Source organism: Streptomyces sp. NPDC030814, assembly GCF_055572155.1.
The window spans coordinates 1-6,086 of record NZ_JBVIDX010000058.1 but is presented as its reverse complement, the minus strand read 5'-3'; the positions used below and the strand labels follow the sequence as shown (position 1 = coordinate 6,086).

Genomic DNA, 6,086 nt, shown 5'->3' with positions numbered 1-6,086 from the left:
CGTGGAGTGGGGGCGGTTCGCCCCGGCGTACACGAGCGTGCGTCCCAGCGCGTTGCTGACCGGCCTCCCCGAAGCACACACCACCGGCGACGCCAGCTCGGCGACCACCGGTCGGCAGGAAGACGAACGGGACTCCGGGCTTCGGGAGAAGCTGGCCGGTCAGTCGGCGGACGAGCGAGGTCAGGCACTGCTCGACCTGGTCCGCAGGCGGGCGGCCGACGCACTGGGGCACGGCGACGTCGGCGAGGTGGGATCGGGCCAGGCCTTCCGCGATCTGGGCTTCGACTCCCTCACCGCCGTCGAGCTGCGCAACCGCCTCGCCGCCGAGACGGGCCTGAAGCTGCCCAGCACCCTCGTCTTCGACTACCCGACGCCGCGCCATCTGGCCGCGTTCCTCGACGCCGAACTGTTCGGTGCCGAGGGCCCCGAGCCGGAAACCGAGCTCGCCGCCGAGCTGGACCGGCTGGCCGCCACGATTTCAAGGCTTTCCCCAGATAACAGCGTCAGGACTCTCGCGAAGGCACGCCTGCGCAGCATGCTGACCGAGCTGGGTGATCAGAGCGAGGGCGATCCCAAGGCCTCCGTCACCCAGCACCTCGAGGCGGCCTCGGACGACGAGATCTTCGACTTCATCAACCAGGAACTCGGCCGGTCCTGAGCGCCCACGGCACAGCAGGCTGATCGTTCCTACCGCTACGACGTATGGGGCAAGTTCCAATGGCGAATGAAGACAAGCTCCGGGACTACCTCAAGTGGGTCACCGCCGACCTGGCCGCGACGCGTCGGCGGCTCCAGGAACTGGAGGCCCGCGAGGACGAGCCGATCGCGATCGTCGGGATGAGCTGCCGGTTCCCCGGCGGGGTGCGGTCCCCCGAGGACTACTGGCAGCTCCTGGCCGACGGCACCGACGCCATCTCCGCATGGCCCACGGACCGCGGGTGGGACGCCGAGGCGCTCTACGACCCGGAGGCCCGGCGCGTGGACGGCAGCTACACCCGTGAGGGCGGCTTCGTCCACGACGCCGGCGATTTCGACCCGGCGTTCTTCGGGATCTCGCCGCGCGAGGCCGTCGCGATGGACCCTCAGCAGCGGCTGCTCCTGGAGGCATCCTGGGAGGCGTTCGAGCACGCCGGCATCGACCCCGAGTCGGCACGGGGTGGCCGCGCCGGCGTCTTCGTCGGATGCAGCAACCAGGAGTACGGCGCCGGACTCGGTGACATCCCCGATGACGTACGGGGCCACCTGCTGACCGGCAACTCCACCTCCGTGGTGTCCGGCCGCGTCTCGTACGTGCTGGGGTTGGAGGGTCCGGCGGTGACGGTGGACACCGCCTGCTCCTCTTCGCTGGTGGCGTTGCATCTGGCGGTGCAGGCGTTGCGGTCGGGTGAGTGTGATCTGGCGTTGGCCGGTGGTGTGACGGTGATGTCGACGCCGGGTGTGTTCGTGGAGTTCTCGCGGCAGCGGGGGCTTGCGGTGGACGGGCGGTGCAAGGCGTTCGCGGAGGGCGCGGACGGTACCGGCTGGTCCGAGGGTGTGGGCATGCTGCTGGTGGAGCGGTTGTCCGATGCGCGGCGCCATGGTCACCGGGTGCTGGCGGTGGTGCGGGGGAGCGCGGTCAACCAGGACGGTGCCAGCAACGGTCTCACCGCTCCGAACGGTCCGTCGCAGCAGCGGGTGATCCGGGCGGCGCTGGCCGGTGCGGGGTTGTCGGCCTCGGATGTGGACGCGGTGGAGGCGCACGGCACCGGCACGACGCTCGGTGATCCGATCGAGGCGCAGGCGCTGCTGGCCACGTACGGGCAGGATCGTGAGCGGCCGTTGTGGCTGGGGTCGGTGAAGTCCAACATCGGGCACACGCAGGCCGCGGCGGGTGTGGCTGGCGTGATCAAGATGGTGCTCGCCCTGCGGCACGGGCTGCTGCCGCGCACGTTGCATGTGGATGAGCCGTCCTCACATGTGGACTGGTCGGCCGGTGCGGTCGAGCTGCTGACCCGGGAACAGCAGTGGCCGGGCGAGGAGGGCAGGCCCCGCCGCGCCGCCGTGTCCGCCTTCGGCGTGAGCGGCACCAACGCCCATGTCGTGCTTGAGGAGGCACCCGCAGAGGAAGCCCCCGAGGACGCGACCGCACCCGCCGACGACGACACCGCCTCCGTCGCCTCCCCGGCGGTGGTGCACCCGGCCCCCCGGGTGCTGCCCTGGCTCCTGTCCGCCCGAACCCCCGAAGCGCTGCCCGCCCAGGCCACCCGCCTCCTCGCGCACCTGAGGGAACACCCCGGCGCCACGCCCCTCGACCTCGCCCGGTCACTCGCCACGCACCGATCGGCGCTGCAGTACCGGGCGGCCGTCATCGGCACCGCCCACGACGAACTCGTCGGCACCCTCACCAGGTTCGCCCACGGCGACCACGCCGACGGCATCGTCACCGGCACCGCCCACCCCGACGGTCGCACAGCCTTCCTCTTCGCGGGCCAGGGCTCCCAGCGGCTGGGCATGGGGCGCGAGCTCTACGACGAGTACCCGGTCTTCGCCGAGGCCTTCGACGCGGTCGACGCCGAGCTGCCGTTCGATCTGCGGGAGTTCGTGTTCGGCGACGACGCGGACCTGTTGAACCGGACGGAGTCCGCCCAGCCGGCGCTGTTCGCTCTTGAGGTGGCGTTGTTCCGGCTGCTGGAGTCGTGGGGTGTGCGCCCGGACGTTCTGGCGGGGCATTCGATCGGTGAGATCGCTGCCGCGCATGTGGCGGGGGTGTGGTCGCTGGCGGACGCGTGCCGTCTGGTGGTGGCGCGTGGCAGGCTGATGCAGGCCCTGCCGTCGGGTGGTGCGATGGTCGCGCTGCAGGCCACCGAGGAGGAGGTCCTGCCTCTGCTCGGTGACGAGGTGGGCATCGCGGCGGTCAACGGCCCCCGGGCGATCGTGGTCTCGGGCGCGGCGCAGGCGGTCGAGGAGATCGCTGAGCACTTCCGTGGCCAGGGCCGCAAGGCCACCGCGCTGCGGGTCAGCCACGCCTTCCACTCCCCGCTGATGGAACCCATGCTCGACGAGTTCCGGACCGTCGCGGAGAGCCTGTCCTACGAGCAGCCGCGGATACCGATCGTCTCCACCCTCACGGGCGCCGCCGCCACCCCCGAAGACCTGTGCTCCCCGGACCACTGGGTGCGGCACGTCCGCCAGGCGGTCCGCTTCGCCGACGCGGTGCGCGCGCTCGCGGCGCGCGGCACGACGCGTTACCTCGAACTCGGGCCCGACGGCACTCTCACCGCGTTGGCCCAGGACTGCCCGGAGGCGGTCGCCGCCGGAGAAACCGGCGGCGGCGACGGCGTCCTGTTCACGCCCCTCCTGCGCAAGGACCGCGACGCATCCATCAGCACGGTCACGGCGCTCGCCCGCCTGCACGCCCACGGCGCCACGGTGGCCTGGGAGGCCGTCCTGCCCGGCGGACGCCGGGTGGAGCTGCCCACGTACGCCTTCCAGCACCAGCGATACTGGCTGACGGACCAGGCCCGCCCGGCCGCACGCGGTGGCGTGGACGGCGAGCAGCGAACCGGTGGTGCCGCCGAGACGGAGTTCTGGAACGCCGTCGAGCAGGGTGACCTCGGCTCCCTGGCCGAGTCGCTGGGGCTCGCCGAGGAGTCCCTGACCGGCCTCGTCCCGGCCCTGTCGTCCTGGCGGCGCCGTCGCCTGGAACGTTCCCGGGCGGACCAGTGGCTCTACCGGACACAGTGGAAGCCGCTCGAGGCGTCGTCCGCCACCGTGCTCTCCGGCCGCTGGCTCGTACTCCTGCCCGAGGGCACCGGCCACGACACCCGCACCGACGCCATCACGGCGGAACTCGCCGCGCGCGGCGCCCTCCCCCAGGTGCTCGAACTCCCCACCACACCCCAACGCGCCTCTCTCACCGCCAGGTTGGAGGAAGTCGCCGGCCACGACGTCTCCGGGATCGTCCTTGACACCGGCACCCTCGCGGACGCCGTGGAGGCGTGCGGCGCGGTGGCTGTTGTGCTGCAGGCGTTGGGTGACGCGGGTGTGGGTGGCCGGGTGTGGGTGCTGACGCGTGGTGGTGTGTCGGTGGGCCGTTCGGACGGTCCGGGTGATCCGGTGCAGGGTGCGGTGTGGGGTCTGGGCCGGGTGGCGGCGCTGGAGTACCCGGAGCGGTGGGGCGGTCTGATCGATCTGCCGGAGGTGTTGGACCGGCGTGCCGCGACCCGCTTCGCCTCGGTCCTCGCGGGCGCCCTCCCCGACGAGGACCAGGTGGCTGTCAGGTCGTCCGGTGTGCTGGGCCGTCGGTTGGAGCGGGTGCGTGCTGGTGGTGAGGGGGCGGGTTGGCGTCCTCGGGGGACGGTGCTGGTCACGGGTGGTACGGGTGCGTTGGGTGCGCGGGTGGCGCGGTGGGTGGCGGCGGAGGGTGCCGAGCATGTGGTGTTGACGAGTCGTCGGGGTCTTGGGGCTCCGGGGGCTGTGGTGTTGCGGGACGAGTTGGTGGGGTTGGGTGCGCGTGTGTCGGTCGTGGCGTGTGACGCGGCTGATCGTGGTGCGTTGGCGGGGGTGTTGGCGGAGTATCCGGTGGATGCGGTGGTGCATGCGGCGGGTGTGCTGGATGACGGTGTGATCGATGCGTTGACGCCGGAGCGGTTCGCGACGGTGTTGCGGGCGAAGGCGTTGGGCGCGCTGCATCTGGACGAACTCACCCGCGACCGCGACCTGGACGCCTTCGTCCTCTTCTCCTCCTTCGCGGGCAGCATCGGAGCGGCGGGCCAGGGCAACTACGCCGCGGCGAACGCGTTCCTCGACGCACTGGCCGAGCGGCGCCGCGCGGCCGGGCTGCCCGCCACCTCCATCGCCTGGGGACCCTGGGCCGACGGCGGCATGGCCGACGAGACCCGCTCCGCCGCGCGGATGCGCCGTGGCGGTGTCCTCCCCCTGGACGCCGAGGCGGCCATGAACGTCCTCGCTCGCGCCGCGGCCTCCAGCAGCCCCGCCATCGTCGTCGCCGACCTCGACTGGGCGGACTTCGCACCCGCCCTCACCCTGCCGCGCCCGAACCCGCTGATCACCTCACTGCCCGAGGCCCGCGCGGCCCTCGAAGCCGGAACCACGGGGTCCGGGCGCGGCGCACTCGACGATCGCGCCGGACTGCTGGGCCGACTGACCGGGCTCACCCCCGCCGAACAGGACCGTTCCCTGCTGGAGACCGTGCAGTCCTGCGCCGCAGCCGTCCTGGGCTACGCGGACGCGGCGGCCGTACCGGCCGAGCGTGCGTTCCGCGACCTGGGCGTGGACTCCCTCACCGCCGTCGAACTCCGCAACGGCCTCAGCGCCCTCACGGGTGTCACCGGCCTCGCCGCCACGGTCGTGTTCGACTATCCGACGCCGATGGCGCTCGCGCGGCATCTGCGGGAGCGGCTGCTTGGGGACACGACCGGGGCGGAGCCGGTCGTGCCGGCTGCCGCCGGTGTCGCTGTCAGTGACGATCCGGTGGTGATCGTCGGGATGGCGTGCCGCTTCCCGGGTGGGGTGCGCGACCCGGAGGGTCTGTGGCGCCTGCTGTCCGAGGGCGGCGACGCGGTGGGCCCGTTCCCGACCGACCGCGGCTGGGACCTGACGACGTTGTACGACCCGGAGGGCGAGCGCCCCGGAACCACGCTGGTCGACGTGGGTGCCTTCCTTGAGGGTGTGGGTGGTTTCGACGCGGGGTTCTTCGGGATGAGTCCGCGGGAGGCGCTGGCGACGGATCCGCAGCAGCGGTTGTTGTTGGAGACGTCGTGGGAGGCGTTGGAGCGGGCGGGGATTGCTCCGGGTGGGCTGCGGGGCAGTCGGACGGGGGTGTTCGCGGGGACGAACGGTCAGGATTACACGGGTCTGCTGCTGTCGTCGGGTGTGGACTTCGAGGGGTATGTGGGCACGGGCAACGCGGCGTCGGTGTTGTCGGGTCGGGTGTCGTACGTGCTGGGGTTGGAGGGTCCGGCGGTGACGGTGGACACCGCCTGCTCCTCTTCGCTGGTGGCGTTGCATCTGGCGGTGCAGGCGTTGCGGTCGGGTGAGTGTGATCTGGCGTTGGCCGGTGGTGTGACGGTGATGTCGACGCCGGG

At 72.2% G+C, this 6,086-nt stretch carries 2 protein-coding genes; both read left to right on the top strand.

Features of this window, described 5'->3' with window-relative positions:
• On the top strand, positions 1-658 hold a 658-nt coding region (locus tag ACZ43N_RS42620), incomplete at its 5' end, for an acyl carrier protein (RefSeq protein WP_468105256.1).
• Between the two features lie 59 nt (positions 659-717).
• The coding region (locus tag ACZ43N_RS42615) for a type I polyketide synthase (RefSeq protein ID WP_468105254.1) at positions 718-6,086 on the top strand (5,369 nt) is incomplete at its 3' end.